Origin of the sequence: Nostoc favosum CHAB5714 (assembly GCF_020829495.1) — a bacterium.
GTDB classification, from domain to species: Bacteria; Cyanobacteriota; Cyanobacteriia; order Cyanobacteriales; family Nostocaceae; genus Nostoc; species Nostoc favosum.
In genome coordinates this window covers 65,634-83,188 of the sequence record NZ_JAIVFQ010000026.1, presented here as the reverse complement: position 1 = coordinate 83,188, position 17,555 = coordinate 65,634, and the positions used below count along the sequence as shown (strand labels likewise).

Genomic DNA, 17,555 nt, shown 5'->3' with positions numbered 1-17,555 from the left:
TTTGGTTAACTTGATAGCTGGTTTGGTTGCCTATACCTATTTGCCCAAAAAACCATCGATCGATATTTACCCAAAAGACTTACCTGCACTGCCTCCTGCTATTTTTTAGTTCCGTCGAACTCACGTTCAACAAGCAAATGCTGTCGCTCAACAAGCAAATGCGATCGCTCAACAAGCAAATGCTGTCGCTCAACAAGCAAATGCTGTCGCTCAACAAGCAAATGCTGTCGCTCAACAAGCAAATGTGATCGCTCTTAACTATAGCAATCCTGAATTAAGTCATTTACAATAATTTACTAAGTATAAAATACTACTTTTTGTTTGTGGAGTAGTAATGCCTGCTCTACAAGACGCTACTCGTAGTTTGCTTCCTCGTAGAGGTACGGTTGGCATAGCGAGCTTTGTCAAAAATATTGAGCGAGCGGTGTATTGAAGTTAACAAGTGTAAGATTTATGGTTGTAAAGTCTACTTATGAGTTATAAGTTATGATTTATGAGTTTTATTTCTAACTCCTAATTTCTAACTTTTTACCTGTACTGATCGTGAATCTACGCCGCCTGATTCCAATTTTTGATAGTTCAGTCTCCAACTGGGCATTAGAAGCGCGGCTATTGCGCTGGTTAACGTTGATTTGGCTGTTCGTCGGCTTGATCATGCTATTTTCAGCATCCTATCCTGTCGCTGATGGCAATCATCATGATGGGTTGTACTACTTTAAGCGTCAACTGCTTTGGGTCTTAGTTTCCTTAATCGGATTCAATATTATTGTTAATTCGTCATTGCAGAAAATTTTGGGAGTATCCCATTGGTTTTTATTACTGTTTTTGACGTTAATTTTCATTACACTGATCCCAGGATTGGGAAAAAAGGCTTTTGACGCAGCGCGTTGGATTGCGATCGGGCCTATTCCGATTCAACCCTCAGAATTAATTAAACCTTTTTTGGTGCTGCAAAGTGCGCGGCTTTTTGGTCAGTGGGAACGAATCAGTTGGCGGGTTCGCTTGGCTTGGTTGGGTATTTTCGGTCTGGTACTTTTAGGAATTCTTGCTCAACCTAACTTGAGTACAACAGCACTTTGCGGTATGACTATTTGGCTAATTGCTTTAGCAGCTGGTTTACCTTACAAGTACCTGGGAGGAACAGCAATTGGCGGAGTGATGTTGGCACTACTCAGTATTAGCATCAAAGAGTATCAGCGTAAGCGGGTGATGTCATTCCTCGATCCGTGGGCAGATGCGACAGGAGATGGCTACCAGTTGGTGCAAAGTCTACTAGCTGTGGGTTCTGGTAAAACTTGGGGAGCTGGATTTGGGCTTTCTCAACAAAAGCTGTTTTATTTACCCATTCAGGATACTGATTTTATTTTTGCGGTGTTCGCTGAAGAGTTTGGCTTTGTTGGCAGTATGGTATTGTTGGCACTTTTAGCTACATTTGCCACTCTTGGATTAATCGTGGCGCTGAAGGCTAAAAATACAGTACATCGATTGGTGGCGATCGGCGTGACGATTTTGATGGTAGGACAATCATTGCTTCATATTGGTGTTGCTACAGGTTCTCTACCGACTACTGGCTTACCTTTGCCCATGTTTAGTTATGGTGGTAATTCCATGATTGCTAGCTTAATAGCTGCTGGGTTGCTGATTCGGGTCGCACGCGAGAGTAGCGAAGCTGAGGTAGTACCGTTGCGAAAACCCTTGTTGGAAAATGGCCGCAGACGCCGGGGTTTTCAAAAAAATAGGAATTGAAAAAGAGGCAAGGGCACGCACGGTTTCGGATGGGAGGGGTGATGTAGTAATGCACACCTCGACCCTAACGGGTAGATGTCAAAAAAGCGTCAAATTGCTGTATGATAGCAACTTAAGGGAAAATAAGCTGTTATGCATTTAACTTGTACATTTACCTGATGACTGTTGACCGTTGACTGATGACCGATAACCGTCAACTGTCAACCGTCAACCCTCAACGATTATAAAGAATGTTTATATATTTATATAATTTAGACGCATATCAGCTTACTTAGTAAGTACATAGAATCGCGCAGCGGCTTGTCGCTAGACATCGCACAAATTTGACTAATATTCATATTGTGTGCCACGGTGCCCCAGGTTACTTGCAATTGGGCAACACCCATTTAGAACTTGATACCCTCGACGAATACAGCCAGCAACTGCAACTATGGCAAAAGATATTTTCAGCCTCTGCCAAAAGCGATAATCTTTGGAACTTACTTATCTATGGTTGCAATGTGGCTTTTGGTGATGCGGGGACAGAATTTAATAATTAATTTCACCAGATGTCTATTGCTTAATTTTGGATTTTAGATTTCAGAGGCATCTAAAATCCAAAATCTAGAACTCTTACAGTTGCCGCACTAATGGCTGACCATCTTTGACTTCACCAATCAAAACTAAATCGACACAGTTAACGAAAATACCATTTTCCAGAACGCCGGGAATGTTATTCAATGTCTTTTCTAGACCGGCTGGATCTTCAATAGAGTCAAATCTGACATCTAAAACAAAGTTACCTTGATCGGTGATTACTGGCCCAGCTTTTTTTACACCCATGCGGAGTTCTGGTTTGCCACCGAGTTTTTTGATGGCATTAGTCACAGGAGTAATTGCCATTGGAATCACTTCCACGGGCACAGCGAAAGTAGAACCCAAGCGGTCTACTAACTTACCACTATCTACCACGACGATGAACTGTTCTGCCAGGTAGTCAACGACTTTTTCGCGGGTATGTGCTGCACCACCGCCTTTAATCAAATTCTTCTGCGGATCGACTTCATCTGCGCCATCAATGGCAATATCGATGTGGTCAATAGCATCCAACGTGGCCAGAGGTACACCGTATTGCTTCGCCAGTACTTCTGACTGAAATGAGGTAGGTATACCAATGATATCTTGAAGTTCACCAGACTTGAGGCGATCGCCCAAAAACTGAATCGTATATGCTGTTGTTGACCCCGTACCCAACCCCACAATAGAACCCGACTTTACTAAGGCGGCGGCGGCTTTGCCAACTTCTTGCTTCATCAACTTTACGGGATCTGCTGCTGCGGTCATTGCCAAAACTCCTGAAAAACTGACTATAGTCCATAGTAGTGGGCAGATAACGTCAAAAGATGAAAGGTAAAAAACAAGTTTTTGCTAATTTCTACTTCCTTGATTAGGGACTGACAAAAAATAAAACATCATAGTGTCCGGAACAAAGCAGATGAATAATGTAAAATTAAGGTATATTACTATACTATATTAATGAAAAAGCCCCACTACACTGAGCCTACTTTTGAGCAACTTTTCGCTGAGATTGACCCGAAAGTAGCAAATACCTTCACGGTGGAGCAATTAGAAGCGATAAAGAGGGGTTTGGCCTCTCGTGCTAGGACACGTCATTCTTTAGACATAAGAGTTTCAGTACCAATTCCCGGATTAAGGTTTTATCTGGTGTTGCTAGGAGGTTTAGAACGTCGCTCTAAAGTGCGTTTACGCTCTGAAAAAGGTTTATATCCTTTTTGGACTCCTGCCAATATCTTGTTCCTTATAGGATTTCTAATCATTCTATCGACTTGTAGCTACACTATATTTTCTTTTGCATTGTCTTCAGTTACTCCCACATCTAGCTCCTATTACCCTACTTCAATTCCTTGGATTTACGATAAATCAGAATGTGAACACACTGGTAGAATCTGGAATGATGGGAAGTGCTGGGATGGTGAACACAGTCCTAATTTTTAAAATTTATAGCCACACCGTAGCTAGAGCAACATTGCCCAGCCTAAATTCGTCACTAGCTGAGTTACAGGTTATTAAAAACACCAAATTTTGCGTTAACCTCAGTAACGTAGTTTTTGAAATTCACGTTAGCAGCTAAAAGTGATTATGGTGATGCGTCAACTTTCAATTACTCTATCTTTAGTGGCACTACTACAAAACTTACCAGCAATTGCTCAGGTTCCAGTGCCAGAAAATACTTCTGGAGTCCCATCTGATTCCATTCAACAGGTAACTGCTGTCAAATGGATGACAAACTTTTCTGATGGCAAGTTTTATCCAGAAAAGTTACTCAGTAGGGCTGAATTAGCGTCAATTATGGTAAAAGCATTTGGGCTAAATAAAAGACAAGCTGTTAGCAAAGAAAATTTAGCTATTCCAGATGTTCCTCGTTCTCATTGGGCATTTAATGATATACAGACAGTCTTAAAAACTGACATCATGAAAGGCTATCGGGGCAATGAATTCTTCCCTAACCAAAAGGTGACAAGGGCTGAAGCTCTTGCTATTTTCGCCCAGGCTTATGGTGTATTTCAGTTTCCCGATGAGGCTGTGAATGATATTCTGGCTTCATATCCAGATGAAAAGTCTATCCCAACTTGGGCTAGAAAAGCGATCGCTACAGTAGCTACTGAAGGATTTCTCAATACAGATGCTCAAGGCAATATTTCTCCATTAAAACCCGTTACCCGTGGAGATATGGCTTATGTCTTGAGTAAATATTTACAACGACAACAGCAACAACCCGAAACACCAGAAGTTCCGATTATTCCAAATAGCCCACAAACACCTTAGCTAGACTTTATCCAGCCAAGGTGCTTAAAATCACCTTTGGTTTGAACCTCTATACCTGTCTCGAATCTGGCGAAGATATAAGGAATTAGACTGTGTTGGTTGCTGCAACACATAATTAGATTGTGGTGGTTGCGTCGGTTGCTGCAACCCATAATTCCCATAATTAGATTGTGATGGTTGCGTCGGTTGTTGCAACCCATAATTCCCATATCCCGCAGGGTTTGTGGGGGAGACAACGCCTTGACTTGGAATCTGGCTAGAGTAAGGTGCAATATTATATGGTGCAGCAGAGGTGGCTGGGGGTGTCACTGGTGCTAAATTAGGCACTACCTGACCACTATTTAAATTACTGTAGGGACTTTGCTGCAAGTTCGTACCCGTTGATGTGTAGCCTGTCCCAGTATTTAACCCATTACTAGGCACTACCTGACCGTTATTTAAATTACTGTAGGGATTTTGCTGCAAGTTCGTACCCGTTGACGTGTAGCCTGTCCCAGTAGTTAACCCAGTACTTGGTAGAGAATTCTGACTGGGTAAGCTGTTAATGGGTGGCATTAACGTTGTTCCTGGCTCAGAGGCTCGGTCTAAGGCATTTGTCTGAGTTGCAGCCCCATTGAAGCTAGAAAATTTCTGGTTTGTCGATTGGTTGAGTGCTGCTTGCAGAGGACTGATGGAGACAGAATTTTGATTCTTCTTGGTTTGATTCGTGAATCCAATTCCCCGGCTAGAAGATGTTTCCCCCTCTGTTGGTTCAGACGCCGTAGTTAAGGTCTTAAGACCTAAAAACTGGTTATTATTATCAATCGTCCCAGTCCGCAATAAATTTTCTGTTTGTACAACAAAGGGATTTTTCACGCCTGGGGAGGTGTCGCCATTAACGCCTAAACCAGGATTTAATTTGGTATCAGTAGCAGACTTTTGCTTGTTAATTACATCATCTAAGAAGTTTTTGCTATTTTTTGCCTCAGTATTGTCCTTAGGATTATCTGGCGTTACTGAAAGAGTTGCTTGGTCAAAGTCATTAAATAAAACTGGCAGGTTATCAATATCTGCTGCAATGGCTCTGTTTTCTTCTGACAGCGAGGAATCAGCAGGCTCTTGTGAAGCGACTTGGCTTTTTTGCTTATAAACGAAAATATCTGGGTTTGACCAGTATTCCCAAGTTACTAGCCCGACTACAGATAAAAAAATTGCAGTGCCCCAAAAACCAGGTCGCCCTAGATTCCATAACCTGGCTTTGAGATAGCGTAAGTAGGCGGGAGGATAATGACGATTTGGCATGGGATTGATAATTGAAATTTACTCGAAATCGGTAAAACTTGACCGAAACTGAAGGCGGTGCTGTTTAATTCTTTTGCTTTCCTCAACAGGAAATATCTCAACTGAAGTTGGATAGTAATTTCATCCTAACTTCTCCATCAATTATTAGTCATTACCAATAGACGTGTAATAGTCAAAAATTTACTTTTTAGCGGCTGGAGTCCTTTGATATCATGTCCGCTTAATTACTTATAAAACCCGAAGAACCCCACCCCGCCAAAGCTACGCTTCGTCTCCCCTCCCCGCTGGCGGGGAGGGGATTAAGGGGTGGGGTGCAATGGCTCTGGGAATCATAACGATATGACGAAATTTTCTAGAAAGTTATGGCAATTTATGCTTATTTTTTGGGTATCGGTCACATTGGATAACATCAGGAGTTGACAACTGGTCTAATTTATTGTTGTAGCTGGACAAAAGCTCAACTTTTTTATTTTCTAGTTAGCAAACTAAACTGTGTGCTGCAATGCTTCAATACGCCTCTGAGGGCACTGTGCTGCACCGTACTATTAACCAGGAGACTACAACAATGATGAAAGCTGAAGATATCATGACCAAAGATGTAGTTACCATTCGCGGTTCGGCGACTGTTGCTGAAGCAGTGGGGCTGATGAAGGAAAAAAAATTGCGGGCGCTGGTTGTGGATCATCGCCATGAAAATGATGCTTATGGCATTGTCACAGAAACGGATATTGTTTATAAGGTAACAGCCTACGGTAAAGACCCAAAGCAAGTACGGGTTTACGAAATTATGAGCAAGCCCTGCATTGTGGTCAATCCTGATTTGGGTGTGGAATATGTAGCGCGGTTATTTGCTAACACTGGTATTCATCGAGCGCCTGTGATTCAAGGCAAGCTGTTGGGCATCATCTCGATTACCGACATTTTGACCAAAAGCGACTTTGTGGAAGCCCCAAAAGCCCTATTACTGGAGGAAAGAATTCAAAAAGCTATTGAGCAGTCTCGGGCTATTTGCACCGAACAAGGTGCTTATTCTAAAGCCTGTGCAGCCGCCTGGGATGAGGTAGAAGAACTTCAAGCAGAAGCTGCTCATCAGAAAGCTGAGGGTATGGTATCAGCCAAAGTCTCTTTTGAAGAATATTGTAAGGAAAACCCAAATGCACCGGAATGTCGAAATTATCATCCGTAATTGAAGTGTGGGGATGAAGAGGGATGGGGGAGATGAGGGAGCAGGGGGAGATGAGGGAGCAGGGGGAGATGAGGGAGCAGGGGGAGATGAGGGAGCAGGGGGAGATGAGGGAGCAGGGGGAGATGAGGGAGCAGGGGGAGATGAGGGAGCAGGGGGAGCAGGGGGAGATGGGGGAGTAAGCGAATAATTATTATTCTTCCTCATCTTCCTCATCCCCCTCATCTTCCTCATCCCCCTCATCCCCCTCATCGATTGGCAACTCGCATCAATAAGAATAGACCTATTCCCAAAAAAATAAAGTTGGGCAACCAAGCACCTATTAAGGGAGAGAGGACACCTGCTTGCGCGATCGCACCACTAATAAAGAAAATTAAGTAGTATGAAAAAATAACTACGACACTAATCCCAAAGCTGGTACCTCTGCCAGTTCGCTGGGGTATGCTTCCCATCGCTGCACCTACCAAGCCAAAAACTACACATACAAAAGGTAAGGAGATTTTTTGTTGAATTCGCACTTCAAGTTTACGAATTTTTTGGCGATCGCCACCGAGAAGTTCTACTTGTAGTTGATCTAGTGCTTCGGAAATATTCATCTCACCGTAGTCTCGGCTTTTTTCTGCCAGACTTAATGGCGTGCGCGGTAGTTGCAGTTGTTGGTGTTCAAATCTAACGATGTTGCGATAAGAGCGATCGGCAGCGACAAAATAGATAGTACCGTTGTAAAAATCCCAGACATTTTGAGAAGGATTCCACTGGGCAGATTCTGATACCACAATTTGATTCAGATTTTTTGTTGAACGGTCTATAATCGTCAAACCTGACATCCGCTTACCATCAAATTGGTCGGCGTAAAACAAGCGGATCAAAATCCTATTCTTAGAGCCATCCGGCTGTGTAACATCCTGGTATTCAGGATAGAAAATATTTTGCTGTTTTAAAGTTGGCTTATCTGATTTCAGGGCTTTATCCAGAGTCATCGCCGCTTGGTAATTTGCTGCTGGTGCAATTTGTTCGTTAAACACAAATGTCATTCCTGTAACCACAAAACTCAACATCACAGCAGTTAGCACTATGCGATAGACACTCACCCCACAACCACGCAAGGCAATTAGTTCGCTCTCGCTAGAAAGACGACTATAAGTCATCAAAGTAGCCAGCAGCGTAGACATGGGGAAAGCTAAAACGATAAAGTTGGGAAACTTTAACAAAAAAACCTGAATAGCAATGTCTATGGGTAGCCCAGATTCTACAATTTTTCTGACTAAATCAAATACAGCATCGATGGTAACGCCAATTGATGAAAAAGCTCCGACACCAAAGAAAAACGGCGCTAACAATTCGCTAGCAAGGTAACGATCCATGATCGTAAAAGGCAGCAGCGAATAGAGTTTATAGAAAGACGTAAACTTCTTTGATATCATGACTAACTTGAAAAGTTAAATATTGGCAACCCTGGCAAACAAAAGATATCTCCTGTATTTAGTATTAAAATTAAATTTTAAATACCTGGAAATTAACTTAGGACTTACGCAAAATATCTCTCAAACTCTGATTTCTCCGTGTCCTCTGCGGTAGCCTGCGGCAAGCCGATGCAGCGTCTACGTTATTCCGTAACTCGTGCGTAAGCCCTATAACTAATAAGTTCATGTTTAAAAATTCAAAATAACCTTTAAAATTATTAACTAAATAACTGTTAATTTAGACTTGAAAATTATTACCTAAATAATATTGCCGCACTAGGGGGTTGCCATAGAGTTCGTCAGCAGCACCAAAAGCGAGAATTTGTCCCTCGCGCATTATATAGGCACGATCGGTGATAGCCAGGGTTTCGCGGACATTATGATCTGTAATTAAGATTCCCATGCCGCGATCGCGCAATTGTGCGACAATTTGCTGAATCTCTGAGACTGCTATAGGATCAACTCCCGCAAATGGTTCATCCAAAAGTAAAAATTTTGGCCCTTCTTGTCCAGCAGCTAAAGACCTTGCTAATTCCGTCCGCCGTCGCTCACCACCAGAAAGTTGAATTCCTTTGCTCTTGGCTAATTTTTCCAACCGAAACTCCCGCAGTAAAGTTGTGAGTCGTCTTGCCCACTCCCATCGTGGCACATTCGTTTGCTCCAGCACCAACAGAATATTATCCTCTACCGAGAGTTGGCGAAAAACACTTGGTTCTTGTGCTAAATAGCCAATACCCAGTCGCGCCCTTTTGTGCATTGGCATTTCTGTAACGTCTAGATTACCCAGCCAGACTTTTCCTTGATTGGGTTTTTCTAAACCTGTGGCAATGTAAAATGTCGTCGTTTTACCAGCCCCATTGGGGCCTAGTAAACCAACGATTTCGCCCTGAGCAACAGAAAGATTGACACGATTGACAATTACTCGCTTGCCGTAAGATTTGTGAATATTCTCTAAAACAATTTTCATTGTTCGTGCCTTTTCTTGATGGAAGATGCTAATTAGAACGTTTGAATGCTGGTGTCTGTGGAGCAGGTGTTGCAGTTTGCCCAGCATTATCTGATTCCTCAATCATGTAGATGGACTCTACCTGACGGTTGGATTGGGGTAAGGCAACAAATCGCCCTTCGTCAATTAAATAGGTTACCTTCTCCGCCCGGATACTGTTACCGCCCTGTTGCAAAATATAGACGTTCCCACTGAAATCAATTCGGCGTTCCTTACTAAAGTACTGTGCTTGGGCAGATGTTGCCTGAATCTGGCGAGAAGGATACAACATTTGCACGTTACCGCGAGCAGTGATTACTTGGTTTTTCGCGTCATATTCTTGCACATCAGCGCGGATAGTCAGGGGGCGATTTCCTCCAGATGTTTGTGCGGTGGCGGTTTGCACTTGGGTAGGGAAGGCAAAAGCGCCCAGGAGCGCAGCTGGGAGCATTAAAGCTAATCCAAAGCGACGCATCTGGGATATGGGCAATTGATAGCAGGGCATCATAGCAATTAGGGATTCAGGATTTCAGCTTGCATTCTAATTATCTCAAGTACTTTATCCAGATATGAAATATACAATCTGGAGTGATTTCCGATAACTACTGGCTGAAATAGTGACGCTACCCCCAACCTGAAGGTTTCAAGTAATTGGCATCTGAGTGAAAATGACGTAGGCACAATATCCTGCCTTAAGGCGCAACTCTTGGAACGCGAACAGCGTGTCGCAGACAGACGCTTTGCGTAGCTTGCTTCGACCTAGGAGTATACGTCTACATGAATTGTGCCTACCGAGGATTTTGGGCAACGCATAATTAATTACACCAGATGTCTAATCAGTAGACAGCACAATTTTAGGTAAAGATAAGACTTGATTTTCAGCCAAATCACCAGATGTAATCTTATCTGGCCCTATTTGTTGTAATGTCGTCAACAACACTGCGCTCTGATTCAATAGCTCATCTACGTCAACGCCGCCGTAGCTAGATGGGTAACGGCGTAGGCGATTGCTGCCTTCCCCCAGTAAAATTACTGCACCTCGCCAGTTACGATTCTCTAAATGATACAGGGCCACAGAAATTTGGAGAATGCCTTGATAAAAGGTTTTTTCCGGTTCGCCAGCTTCAATCCACAAAGCTTCTAAAGTGTCATGACAGGCGTAAAACTGTCCAGAATTGAACTGTTCTACGCCTTGCCAAAACTCTTGGGGGATGGTTTCGCTCATCCCATGCTGTCTCGTACTTCTTTAATTGTTTCGAGAGAGATGTCTTGTTTTTCTCCAGCAAACTCGTTGTCAGGAGTGAGGAACAACATGCAATGGCACTCTTTACGTTCTCTCATTGGCACACAGGGACAGTTCCAATATGTGGCGTGAACTTCAGCCTCTTTATCTTCGTAATGGCGACAGGGACATAAAGGCGCACCTAGATCATCTTTATGTTTCGCTAGTCCTTCAATCACAACTGCGGTAACAGAAGGCTCAGAACAGAAGTATGTTCCAGTACGCTTGGCGTATTGTTCGGAAAAATGCCGCATTGCCTCTAGGCTTTTATCGCTGGATTTTGTGTTATGTTCTGATGTGATCATGTCGCTCATAATTTAAATATTTCTTTGCATTGTACCTCAGCCTCACTAGGGGATTACGGGTGTATTTCCCCAACCTTACCCGTTCAAGTTGTTTTACCTTTGCTCGAAGGCTGATATGTCCGGTGTGCTGGGATCAGAGAAAATCTCAGAAATCACAGAAGCTTAACTTGTCAGCTAATCAAAATTTGGCGTTGCATCTTGAGGCAGAATTTAAAAGCCAAAAGATTGATTTATTCTCATCAAAAAACGAGGCTGTGACCTGTCTAAGGACAGACGGTAAGGGCAATCCTTTGATCAGACTTATGTCAAGGCTTTGTTTATATTGTCCTGAATTTTCTTCATCATAACTTTATCAGACTTCATAAGATTCATAAGTAATAGTACTTACTATCTTGAGTGGCTTAGTGTAAATTCTGGAATGTGTAATAAAAAAAGCACCAACTTATCAAGAGTTACAACTACAACCACATGAGCATTTCAACTGTTGCAAAAAATTTATCGACTGCTGCGATCGGAGCAACAGTCATTGTTTTGGGAATAGGAGCAGTAGCACAAGCAACTGTTTTAACATTTGATGATATAGCGCCTGTTTCAGATTTGGCTCCAATTCCTAACGGCTACGGTGGATTTGATTGGGACAATTTTTACTACCGAAATGGCTCAGATACTGGTATCTCACTTACAGGCTATGACAATGGTAGAGTGTCAGGAGATTACGTAAGCTTTAATGGGTTTGGAGAACCTTCTCTAGTCAGTAATAGTATTTTTGACTTCAACAGTGCTTACCTCACAGCTGCTTGGAATAATGGTCTTTCGGTTACTGTAGAAGGTTTAAACAATGGTGCAACCCTGTATTCAAAAACTGTCGTTGTAGATACGACACAGCCAACTTTAGTTAATTTTGATTATTTTGGTGTTGATGAATTAAGGTTTACCTCATTTGGTGGTGACCTAACACACTTTGCGTTAGATAACTTTACCTTTAATGAAAAAGCTACATCTGTTCCCGAACCTACATTGCTACCAGCGCTACTGTCAATAGCTACTTTAAGTGCTGGTTCAGTACTAAGACGTAAACAGCAACAGAATACAAAGCTAAAGCAAAGTTAACTCAAATCTTGCACCTTGCCCGAATGCCTAGAAGTCGTGGCTATACGAACGAGAGCTACACCTCCGTGAGCTAAAAGTTTTACAATCTGTAGAGGCAGGCTTTGTTCGTATAGCCCTTCTAGGGTGTAGTTTTTTGGCGAAGGTATTGATTAATATGAATGTAATGTTTTTTGTAGCTGGGGTTGCAGTGAGCGATCGCTTTGCAAAACTATACCAGGATGTTCCCAATTGATTACCTCTTGTTCTGCTGGTGAAGAAATATTTGACCACAAAACCCAGCGACTGCCTTGAGGAAGAGTAGCAAGACTCAGGGGGTTTTGAGTCAGCCAAATCAAGGGATAGCTTTTAGGAACTCCTGAACTGGAATCTTCTAATGCTGTGGTTGCTGCTAAGGTTTCTAAAACATAGGCATCGCCTTTAATTATATCTGTCAATGCTGTCCAAAGTTGCACCTGTAATTGTTGTTGCTGTGCATAAAAATATAGTGATGCTGCGGCAATTACTGCTTGTTCAAAGTTTTCTTCTTCCCAATTGCTAGCACTGTCAAGGGCAATAACTATTTCTTGTCCACCTGTGACCATTTCTAACTCCCGCACCCTTAATTCTCCATAGCGGGCGCTAGTTCGCCAGTGAATCAGACGGGTGGGATCTCCTAGACGATAAGGGCGTAGCGATCGCACCAGCCCCGTTGTCGCTGTCTGCAAGGGCTTACCACGAGGATCGCCCCTTTTGCTCTCTTCTTGCCCCATTTCATCTACTAGGGGGCAGGTAGCCAAGGGTAACACTGTGGGATAGACGATCGCTGTGGCAGCACAATCACGCTGACGGCGACACCAGAACAACCCCAAAGGCGCACCAGAAGCCAGTTCGACTGTGTGCCAGCGATAAACGCCCCGACGCTGGGTAGGGTGGTAATATACCCAACGGTAACTACCTTGGCGAGGAATTGTTTCGATGGCCTTTTGTACTGGTTTCCCTAAGACGAAGGGTAATATATCCTCAACTTGCAATAAGCTTACAGGCTGCTGTGTCTGATTGCGGATTTCTAATTCCACAGTCAGATCGTCGCCTGCTGACACAGGTTTAATGGGACGGCGGGTGATGGATAGATTTGTGAGCGATCGCGGCGGTAAGATAGCTGCTACACCCAAAAGGGCAAAACTAATGCCGCTAATGGCGTACAGCCAACCAGCCATCGTATTGATACCTGCGCCAAAAAAACAAATAGCCGTTGCTGCTAGTACCCAACCGCCATAAGCAGGGGCACTGGCGCGGGTTTCTAACCAATTGGTGATGGGTTTGATGATTTTCATGTTTCTTTTTTAACCCAACACCACCCTAAATTCACAGTGTCTCAGGGGTTCGGCAAAAAAGCTTTTAGTTGGATTCCTCAAAAAGAGATGGAAAGTTACGACGACCACTTACAACCCGTAGAATTTCGATACCATCATCTAATACTCTGTAGAAAACGATATAGCCTTGCAAGGATATACCTCGGAGGTCTGGACGAATTTTTGCGTAACTTTTACCACTGTTTGGAAAGGCAACAAGTTGTTGGCACTTACGGTTGAATTCACTGAAAAATCGCTCTCCTGCTTCAACACTAGTTTCGGCAAAATAGTCGGCAATTTCATTGATATCTCGGCTGGCAAGAATGTTGATGACATAGCGACTCATGCTTGTGCCTGATGCCCTTGTCGAAACCGCTCTATAATTTGGTTTACGAATGTCTCCCCATCAATAGGAGGCGTTTGGTTTGAAGCTACAATCGCCGCATCAATTTTTTCTCGCACATCTTCGATCCATTCAGCATCAGCGCGATCGTATTCATCAAGCAACCGTAAGGCAATTTCAAGGGCTTCCTCTGCGGAGCGATATTTCCCAGCTTGGAGCTTGGTTTGAATAAAGCGTTCTTGATCGGGTGTGAGACTGATGCTCATAGAAAACCTCTATTCAGAATTATTCACCATTTTAAGTTAAAAAACTCACCCTGCTTTTTCGTTCAGTTAGAGTTTATTCAAGAAACACGGTAAGTCAGCACAATTCGCAATTCGCTTTTTTGCCCATTCGCAATTAATGCCCCAGGATTTATCCGGGGGCTTGAACCCTGCATTGTTTAAAATTTATCTATCCATAAATGAATTTAGGGGCTTGTACCATCAAGGAATAATTGGTCAAATTTTACGCTGTAACCAAGCAAAGACTTCATTAACAGAGAGCGTCAAATTCAAATCTTCTAACACTGGTAATATATCTTGTCCTGCTAACAAATCTGGTAAAGAATTAGGCTGATAAACTAAAATACAGCGTTCACTTGGATCAATCAACCATCCTAGCTGACTGCCATTTCTCAAACAGTGCAAAATATTGCCAGTTACTTTAGTTTGACTTTGAGCAGGGGAAAGAATTTCGATGACCCAAGTGGGTGCAAAATCAATCCCGTTGCTAATAATTTCACCGCTCTCATCCAGTGGTATTTGATTGGTAGAGATAACAACCACATCAGGAACTACTGAACGATTACCGCAGGTACAGCGTAATTCAGGAAAGGCTTCGTAGTTACTTCCCAACGTATCAATCACTGCAACTAAACGTTTTTGCAATAAGCTGTGTTTACCTCCTCCCATAGGTTTCTGAATTGCCTCTCCGTTAATATATTCCCAAGCTGGTGACTCTTCAACGCACGGAAGTTTTAAGAACTCTTCTAGAGTCGTGCTTTCTGGATCTGTAATTTTTCCTTGCGTCAACTCAATATTTTTCATAATCTGGAGTCACTTAGGAATTGTATACACAACTTAACATTTTCTCTGTATTTTGATGGTTTGCATCTATAAATTTATAATTGTATATGATTAGATTATGTAATCTAGGTAGAAGGTAAAAATATGACAATTACTACCAAATTAAAGCAACTCTATGAAACCGATGAGAATTTATGGTTAGAAGAAACTATTGAATTATTAAAACAAAAACAGTTTTACCAACTTGATTTAGAAAACTTAATTGAGGAATTAATCAGTTTGGCTAGAAGAGATTTAGCTAAAGCCAAAAGTCTTTTAAGGCAAATCATTATTCATATATTATTACTTCAATATTGGCAGGTTGAATATGAAATAAACTATCGTCATTGGATTGGAGAAATTAAAACCTTTAGATATGACTTAAATAATCATTTAACGACGAATTTAATAAACAAGTTACAGGATGATTTAGAGAATATTTATCAAAGTGCGGTTGATTTTGTGAAAATTAAAACCGATTTCACTATTTTTCTAGAAAAGTGTCCTTATACTCTTGTTCAATTATTAGATGAAAATTATTTACCTTAAATATATCAGTCTTATCTTATATCAGTCTTATCTGACTTTTTGGGAAATGAAAGCAATACCGAGAGGCGATGCCAAACGCATCACTGCGATTTTATAAACATTGTGCTGAGGCTGAGTGCGATCTACCAGACAAAGCAGAACTCCTGCATCACACAGGATCATAGCTCTAGCCCTTGTTGTCGATACTTGTTGAGTAGGAGTTGCTCATAGTTGCTGACTGGTTCAGGTGGAGATACGTCTAGGCAATCCACAGCCTCAAACCATTGTGACCATTTTTCCACAAGCGTTTCATCAGGCTGACTGTCAGCAATTTTAACTTGATGTTTGTGGATAACAAAATCAATGAAATCGGTCACTTCTTGCAAGAGTGGTTCGGAAAGTTGCTGCAATTTTGCGTTAGCGTTCGCGGAGCGTCTCGTAGAGAAGCTCGCCGTTCGCGTAGCGTCTCGTAGAGAAGACATCGCAGTTTCACGAATAGTCATGATAATAATCCTTTTTCACTCAAAAATTTGACTAAATGTACGGCAATGGCGATCGCCGAATAGCCCGTCGTAGACATCGCTTTTTGTAAGAATCTCTGCTATAAGGTATCAGACAGATCGCTTAAGCAGGATTGGTCTAGTTGTATCTGTAATTTTGTAAGAGCCAGAACTGCTATGTATTATTAAACTATAGAATAGACGTGGAAGATTCATTGATTCAGTTAGAGTGGAAAAAACATGGTAGCAATAGTTGATATTGGAACCCTAATTGTGAGAACACCTCAAGTTGCTGGAGGTCGCCCTTGCATTGCTGGTACGCGCATGACGGTTCAAAACATTGTGATGGATTCTCAAGCAGGCTTATCTCCTCAAGATATTGTCACAGAATATCCACACTTATCTCTAGCGCAAGTTTATGCGGCGCTTGCCTATTACTATGCTAATCAGGAGGCAATGGATAGAGAAATTGCTCTATATCAAGCAGAATGTAATGCTTTAGAAACGCAGTGGGTGTCAGGTAATTTTGCATGAGTCAAATTTGCTTCTATTTAGATGAAGATGCTGGCAAGAAATCTTTAGCTAATGGCTTACGCAATGCAGGGATTGATGTAATGACAACGGCTGAAGCAGATAGATTAGGATCATCTGATGATAGCCAATTAATCTGGGCAACGGAACAGAGACGAGTTATTTATAGTTTCAATGTTGGTGATTTTTGTCGATTGCACAAAGCTTATATCGAACAGCAACAAAAGCATTCAGGTATTGTACTTGCTGCGAAACAGAGCTATGCAATTGGAGAACAGTTGCGAGGATTATTGAAGTTAGTAGAAAGTGTAGAAGCCGAGGATATGGCAAATCAATTAGTGTTTCTGAGAAAATATATTGAAAATTTTTAACCTGCGATCGCTTTGTGTGAAAATACGCAAAGGAGCGATCGCAGTTTCACGAATAGTCATGATAATTGCCTTTTTCAGTCTTCTTTATTTTTACCCAAGGATTTGACTAAATGCACCTTAAGGGCGATTTTAACCAAACACCAGCCTAAATTCACAGTATTCTCGGTTTTGCTAAAGACAAGCTTAGACTCTTCAGTTCCATTAATCACTAAAAATTTTTACAGTGTTTGTTCATGCTGTGGTAATCGCTTTTTAACCAACTTATCTAAGTATATATTCGTCTTCTTTATGTTTTACTAACTTAATCAACACACAAAATTTACAAAATATTAGTATTTTATACTATACATTATTTTTATTATCGAGTAAGCAAACATGATTGCTGCCATTGTGACCGTTAAGAAAGGTTAACAAGCAAGTAAGAGTTGCTTAAAAGAATAAGCTGTTTAGGAATTGCACTTACTGGTTGGATAAGTTGGCGAGAAGTAGATATCGAATTCTATCAAGAATTATATAAATGTCAAAAAGATAAAAACCATAGAATTGAAAATATTCAAACATATCTAAAGTGAAGGCATTTTAAAGTTATGTGCTATGCCAGTAAAGGAGTTAGATTAAGATTGGTGCTAGTTGAAGTTTCAGATAGTGTTTGGGTAACTTGACG

Annotated in this window: 22 protein-coding genes and 1 pseudogene; 11 read left to right on the top strand and 12 right to left on the bottom strand. The window is 41.8% G+C overall.

The window, feature by feature from the left end; genetic code table 11:
- The 3 genes and pseudogenes from LC586_RS42695 to LC586_RS18420 form a co-directional block, all read left to right on the top strand.
- Nucleotides 1-109, top strand: a pseudogene (locus tag LC586_RS42695) (IS982 family transposase); the annotation flags it as partial.
- 434 nt (nucleotides 110-543) lie between these two features.
- Nucleotides 544-1,746, top strand: a complete 1,203-nt coding sequence (locus LC586_RS18425; protein WP_229486187.1) for an FtsW/RodA/SpoVE family cell cycle protein — start codon at nucleotides 544-546, stop codon at nucleotides 1,744-1,746.
- A gap of 287 nt (nucleotides 1,747-2,033) precedes the next feature.
- Complete coding sequence (locus LC586_RS18420) at nucleotides 2,034-2,285, top strand: DUF4347 domain-containing protein (RefSeq protein ID WP_309143386.1); 252 nt, start codon at nucleotides 2,034-2,036, stop codon at nucleotides 2,283-2,285.
- Between the two features lie 73 nt (nucleotides 2,286-2,358).
- Here the strand turns inward: LC586_RS18420 and rpiA are convergent, their stop codons facing one another.
- Nucleotides 2,359-3,069, bottom strand: a complete 711-nt coding sequence (gene rpiA, locus LC586_RS18415; protein ID WP_229486185.1) for a ribose-5-phosphate isomerase RpiA — start codon at nucleotides 3,067-3,069, stop codon at nucleotides 2,359-2,361.
- A 192-nt stretch (nucleotides 3,070-3,261) separates the two neighbouring features.
- Here rpiA and LC586_RS18410 point away from each other — a divergent pair, with 192 nt between their 5' ends.
- Nucleotides 3,262-3,741, top strand: coding sequence for a hypothetical protein (locus LC586_RS18410; protein WP_229486184.1), 480 nt, complete (start codon nucleotides 3,262-3,264; stop codon nucleotides 3,739-3,741).
- A 150-nt stretch (nucleotides 3,742-3,891) separates the two neighbouring features.
- Nucleotides 3,892-4,572 (top strand): S-layer homology domain-containing protein, encoded by a 681-nt coding sequence (locus LC586_RS18405; RefSeq protein WP_229486183.1) that lies wholly within the window; start codon nucleotides 3,892-3,894, stop codon nucleotides 4,570-4,572.
- 30 nt (nucleotides 4,573-4,602) lie between these two features.
- Here the strand turns inward: LC586_RS18405 and LC586_RS18400 are convergent, their stop codons facing one another.
- A complete protein-coding gene (locus LC586_RS18400) occupies nucleotides 4,603-5,853 on the bottom strand; it encodes a hypothetical protein (protein WP_229486182.1) in 1,251 nt (416 codons plus the stop codon).
- 565 nt (nucleotides 5,854-6,418) lie between these two features.
- Here LC586_RS18400 and LC586_RS18395 point away from each other — a divergent pair.
- A complete protein-coding gene (locus LC586_RS18395) occupies nucleotides 6,419-7,039 on the top strand; it encodes a CP12 domain-containing protein (RefSeq protein WP_208766739.1) in 621 nt (206 codons plus the stop codon).
- A gap of 13 nt (nucleotides 7,040-7,052) precedes the next feature.
- The gene (locus LC586_RS18390; protein WP_229486181.1) at nucleotides 7,053-7,226 is read left to right on the top strand and encodes a hypothetical protein; all 174 of its coding nucleotides are present in this window, start codon (nucleotides 7,053-7,055) and stop codon (nucleotides 7,224-7,226) included.
- 58 nt (nucleotides 7,227-7,284) lie between these two features.
- Here LC586_RS18390 and LC586_RS18385 read toward each other — a convergent pair whose 3' ends face one another.
- The 5 genes from LC586_RS18385 to LC586_RS18365 form a co-directional block, all read right to left on the bottom strand.
- The gene (locus LC586_RS18385; RefSeq protein WP_229486180.1) at nucleotides 7,285-8,400 is read right to left on the bottom strand and encodes an LptF/LptG family permease; all 1,116 of its coding nucleotides are present in this window, start codon (nucleotides 8,398-8,400) and stop codon (nucleotides 7,285-7,287) included.
- 337 nt (nucleotides 8,401-8,737) lie between these two features.
- Nucleotides 8,738-9,466, bottom strand: coding sequence for an LPS export ABC transporter ATP-binding protein (gene lptB / locus LC586_RS18380; protein WP_229486179.1), 729 nt, complete (start codon nucleotides 9,464-9,466; stop codon nucleotides 8,738-8,740).
- Between the two features lie 28 nt (nucleotides 9,467-9,494).
- Complete coding sequence (locus LC586_RS18375; RefSeq protein ID WP_229486178.1) at nucleotides 9,495-9,992, bottom strand: LptA/OstA family protein; 498 nt, start codon at nucleotides 9,990-9,992, stop codon at nucleotides 9,495-9,497.
- Between the two features lie 324 nt (nucleotides 9,993-10,316).
- Nucleotides 10,317-10,709: a DUF309 domain-containing protein gene (locus LC586_RS18370; protein ID WP_229486177.1), complete on the bottom strand. Its 393-nt coding sequence runs from the start codon at nucleotides 10,707-10,709 to the stop codon at nucleotides 10,317-10,319.
- Complete coding sequence (locus tag LC586_RS18365; protein WP_100899363.1) at nucleotides 10,706-11,071, bottom strand: ferredoxin thioredoxin reductase catalytic beta subunit; 366 nt, start codon at nucleotides 11,069-11,071, stop codon at nucleotides 10,706-10,708. Before LC586_RS18365 ends, LC586_RS18370 begins: the two co-directional genes overlap by 4 nt.
- A 468-nt stretch (nucleotides 11,072-11,539) precedes the next feature.
- On the opposite strand from LC586_RS18365, the gene LC586_RS18360 reads away from it, so the two are divergent.
- Complete coding sequence (locus tag LC586_RS18360) at nucleotides 11,540-12,181, top strand: PEP-CTERM sorting domain-containing protein (protein WP_229486176.1); 642 nt, start codon at nucleotides 11,540-11,542, stop codon at nucleotides 12,179-12,181.
- 149 nt (nucleotides 12,182-12,330) lie between these two features.
- On the opposite strand, the gene LC586_RS18355 is transcribed toward LC586_RS18360, so the two are convergent.
- From LC586_RS18355 to LC586_RS18340, 4 genes are all read right to left on the bottom strand, one after another.
- A complete protein-coding gene (locus LC586_RS18355; RefSeq protein WP_229486175.1) occupies nucleotides 12,331-13,494 on the bottom strand; it encodes a DUF58 domain-containing protein in 1,164 nt (387 codons plus the stop codon).
- A gap of 64 nt (nucleotides 13,495-13,558) precedes the next feature.
- A complete protein-coding gene (locus tag LC586_RS18350; protein WP_229486174.1) occupies nucleotides 13,559-13,858 on the bottom strand; it encodes a type II toxin-antitoxin system RelE/ParE family toxin in 300 nt (99 codons plus the stop codon).
- Nucleotides 13,855-14,121 (bottom strand): ribbon-helix-helix domain-containing protein, encoded by a 267-nt coding sequence (locus tag LC586_RS18345; protein ID WP_229486173.1) that lies wholly within the window; start codon nucleotides 14,119-14,121, stop codon nucleotides 13,855-13,857. The genes LC586_RS18350 and LC586_RS18345 overlap by 4 nt, the downstream gene beginning before the upstream one ends.
- A gap of 234 nt (nucleotides 14,122-14,355) precedes the next feature.
- A complete protein-coding gene (locus LC586_RS18340; RefSeq protein WP_229486172.1) occupies nucleotides 14,356-14,943 on the bottom strand; it encodes a Uma2 family endonuclease in 588 nt (195 codons plus the stop codon).
- 123 nt (nucleotides 14,944-15,066) lie between these two features.
- On the opposite strand from LC586_RS18340, the gene LC586_RS18335 reads away from it, so the two are divergent.
- Nucleotides 15,067-15,510 carry a DUF29 domain-containing protein gene (locus tag LC586_RS18335; RefSeq protein ID WP_229486171.1) on the top strand — a complete coding sequence of 148 codons (444 nt, stop codon included), beginning with the start codon at nucleotides 15,067-15,069 and terminating at the stop codon, nucleotides 15,508-15,510.
- A 158-nt stretch (nucleotides 15,511-15,668) separates the two neighbouring features.
- On the opposite strand, the gene LC586_RS18330 is transcribed toward LC586_RS18335, so the two are convergent.
- A complete protein-coding gene (locus tag LC586_RS18330) occupies nucleotides 15,669-15,992 on the bottom strand; it encodes a DUF2281 domain-containing protein (RefSeq protein WP_229486170.1) in 324 nt (107 codons plus the stop codon).
- A gap of 237 nt (nucleotides 15,993-16,229) precedes the next feature.
- Between LC586_RS18330 and LC586_RS18325 the strand changes: the two genes are divergently transcribed.
- Together LC586_RS18325 and LC586_RS18320 are read left to right on the top strand one after the other, a co-directional pair.
- Entirely contained in the window at nucleotides 16,230-16,523 is a 294-nt protein-coding gene (locus LC586_RS18325; protein WP_229486169.1) for a DUF433 domain-containing protein, read from the top strand.
- Nucleotides 16,520-16,891 (top strand): DUF5615 family PIN-like protein, encoded by a 372-nt coding sequence (locus tag LC586_RS18320; protein ID WP_229486168.1) that lies wholly within the window; start codon nucleotides 16,520-16,522, stop codon nucleotides 16,889-16,891. The genes LC586_RS18325 and LC586_RS18320 overlap by 4 nt, the downstream gene beginning before the upstream one ends.
- Nucleotides 16,892-17,555 lie beyond the last annotated feature (664 nt).